Below are 2,495 nucleotides of genomic sequence, written 5' to 3' on the forward strand. Positions count from 1 at the left end.
GCTGAGGCGGAAGAAAAACGTCAGGCCGAAGAATCAGCGCGTTTAGCAGCTGAGGCGGAAGCAAAGCGTCAAGCTGAGGAAGCAGCACGTTTAGCAGCTGAGGCGGAAGAAAAACGTCAAGCGGAAGAAGCTAAACAAAAAGAACCTAAATTAGGCTTTTTTGGTCGCTTAAAGAAAGGTTTACTTAAAACAAAGCAAAATATCGGTGCTGGCTTTGCTAACATTTTTAGCGGCAAAAAAATCGATGACGAGTTATTTGAAGAACTTGAAACTCAATTACTGACAGCTGATGTGGGGGTTGATACCACATTAAAGTTAATCGATAGCTTAACTGACGCAGCTGATCGTAAGCAGCTGAAAGATGGTGATGCACTTTACGGCTTGTTAAAAGAAGAAATGTCGTCAATGTTGGCAAGTGCCGATAAACCGCTTGTGATTGATAATAGCGACGGCCCATTTGTTATTTTAATGGTGGGTGTTAACGGTGTTGGTAAAACAACTACTATTGGTAAGCTAGCTAAGCAATTCCAAGCTGAAGGTAAATCAGTAATGTTGGCTGCAGGCGATACATTCCGTGCAGCAGCTGTAGAGCAATTACAAGTTTGGGGTGAGCGTAACGACATTCCTGTAATAGCACAGCATACCGGCGCTGACAGTGCATCTGTGGTATTTGATGCACTTCAGGCTGCAAAGGCACGTAATGTAGATGTATTAATTGCCGATACAGCAGGGCGCTTACAGAACAAAGATCACCTCATGCAAGAGCTTGAAAAAATCGCTCGTGTAATGAAAAAGCTCGATGTAAATGCGCCGCATGAAGTAATGCTTACCATTGACGCAGGTACAGGCCAAAATGCGATTAGTCAGGTGAAGTTATTTGACCAAGCTGTTGGCTTAACAGGTATCAGCTTAACTAAATTAGATGGTACTGCAAAAGGTGGTGTTATTTTTGCGGTAGCAGATCAATTTAACATTCCAATTCGCTACATTGGTGTGGGTGAAGGTATTGATGATTTACGTACCTTTAACAGTGCTGATTTTATCGAGGCACTGTTTAGCGAAGAATAAAACAAGACATAATTATAATAATGATAAAATTTGAACAGGTAAGCAAAACATACCCCGGCGGCCACAAAGCCATTGAGAAAGTAAGCTTTCACTTACAACCAGGTGAACTTGCTTTCTTAACGGGCCACAGTGGGGCAGGTAAAAGCACATTATTAAAACTGATTAGTTTGATGGAAAGGCCATCAGCTGGAGAAGTTTTTATTAATGGTGTGTGCCTCAATAAAGTGACAGCCAAACAAGTCCCATTTGTAAGGCGGGATATTGGTGTTATTTTCCAAAATCACCGCCTGCTAGACCGCTATTCAGTGTTTGATAATGTGGCTTTGCCACTTATTATTGCTGGCAGCCATCGCCGCGATATTGAAAAGCGCGTTCATGGCGCGCTTGATAAAGTTGGGCTTTTAAATAAGGCACGCTGCGCACCAGAAACGCTATCGGGTGGTGAGCAACAGCGAGTAGGCATTGCCCGCGCGATTGTTAACTCGCCGCCAATTTTATTGGCCGATGAGCCTACGGGTAACTTAGACCCTGAACTTTCTGTTGAAATTTTAAAACTGTTTGAAGATTTTAATCAGCACGGTACCACAGTGCTGATCGCAACTCACGACTTAGGGCTGATTGCTCGCATGAAATATCGTAGCTTAACCTTAAAAGCCGGTAATTTAGTGGTTGATCCATTAATGGGAGATGCACTGTGAGTTTATTATTTAAAGGGCGTAAAAGTCAGGGCGAGCAAATTAAGCATTCATCAATAATGGGATTGTATTTCGCCTTTATGAATACCATCCGCCAAGGGGTACAAAGCCTTGGTGAGCTTTGGCGTACACCTGTTGCATCATTGATGACCATAGCAGTGCTTGGCCTAAGTTTAACTTTGCCAACCACCCTTTATGTGGTGGTTAAAAATGTACAAAAGGTAAGCAGTGGTTTTGATAATGCTGCGGAAATTTCACTTTTCTTAAAGCAAGATATTTCAGACAAAGACTCAACCGCACTGGTAAAACGCTTATCTCTTTACAAAGAAGTAAAAGAAGTACGTTTTATCTCAAAACAAGATGCATTAGATGAATTTAAAGTGGCATCGGGTTTTGGTGAAGCGCTTAACTACCTTGACGAAAACCCGCTACCAAGTGTTGTGCTGGTGACGCCAAATAGTCAATTTACCAAACCAGAAGCCGCGCGAGAATTACTCGATAAATTAGAGCGTGAGCGAGATGTGGATTTTGGTAAACTTGATATTGAATGGCTTGAAAGGCTAAATGCCTTGCTCAGTCTGCTTCGAGAAAGTGTGCTTACCATTGCTTTCTTACTTTTAACCTCAGTGGTATTGATTGTTGGTAACACCATTCGTTTATCCATTATGGATAAAAAACAAGAAATTCAGCTAATGAAGCTCGTTGGTGCAACTAACCACTTTATACAAGCGC

General features: G+C 42.1%; 3 protein-coding genes. All 3 read left to right on the plus strand.

Annotated elements, in window-relative coordinates:
- Nucleotides 1–1,068 (plus strand): signal recognition particle-docking protein FtsY (gene ftsY, locus ON073_RS20170; protein ID WP_274763666.1); only part of this gene is annotated, 1,068 nt, incomplete at its 5' end.
- Nucleotides 1,069–1,088: 20 nt separating this feature from the next.
- On the plus strand, nucleotides 1,089–1,766 hold the full coding sequence (gene ftsE / locus ON073_RS20175; protein ID WP_274763667.1) for a cell division ATP-binding protein FtsE: 678 nt from the start codon (nucleotides 1,089–1,091) through the stop codon (nucleotides 1,764–1,766).
- The coding region (gene ftsX / locus ON073_RS20180) for a permease-like cell division protein FtsX (RefSeq protein WP_274763668.1) at nucleotides 1,763–2,495 on the plus strand (733 nt) is incomplete at its 3' end. The genes ftsE and ftsX, both read left to right, overlap by 4 nt.

The organism is Pseudoalteromonas sp. G4 (genome assembly GCF_028875915.1).
Taxonomy (GTDB): domain Bacteria; phylum Pseudomonadota; class Gammaproteobacteria; order Enterobacterales; family Alteromonadaceae; genus Pseudoalteromonas.